This is a genomic window from Erythrobacter sp. (assembly GCF_038133525.1).
Taxonomy (GTDB): Bacteria; Pseudomonadota; Alphaproteobacteria; order Sphingomonadales; family Sphingomonadaceae; genus Qipengyuania.
In genome coordinates this window covers 1,588-1,848 of record NZ_JAYPTL010000160.1, presented here as the reverse complement: position 1 = coordinate 1,848, position 261 = coordinate 1,588, and the positions used below count along the sequence as shown (strand labels likewise).

Sequence of the window (261 nt, the reverse complement as noted above, 5' to 3'; positions counted from 1 at the left end):
CCTCAAGCCCTGGTGAAGGCGGCGCAGAGGCGCGCCAAGCGGGCGGAGGAGAAGATGATGTCGCTAACGGAGGACAGTCGGAACAAGATCGACCAGCTCGAGGCGGCGCTGTCCTTTGCCCGGCAGGAGCTCGAGAACTACAAGGGGCAGCTCTCCCAGGCGCTGGCGGCGAACGCTGAACTCACCGAGGCGCTGCGCTGGGCGGACGAGGCGCTGCAGTCCCGTTCCCAGTGAGCCCGTGTTACCTTAGGGGCATGAGCG

At 66.7% G+C, this 261-nt stretch carries 1 protein-coding gene; it reads left to right on the top strand.

Annotated features, from left to right (window positions below; translation table 11 throughout):
* Nucleotides 1–234: hypothetical protein (locus AAFM29_RS17515; protein ID WP_341713999.1), on the top strand; the 234-nt coding region annotated here is incomplete at its 5' end.
* Nucleotides 235–261 lie beyond the last annotated feature (27 nt).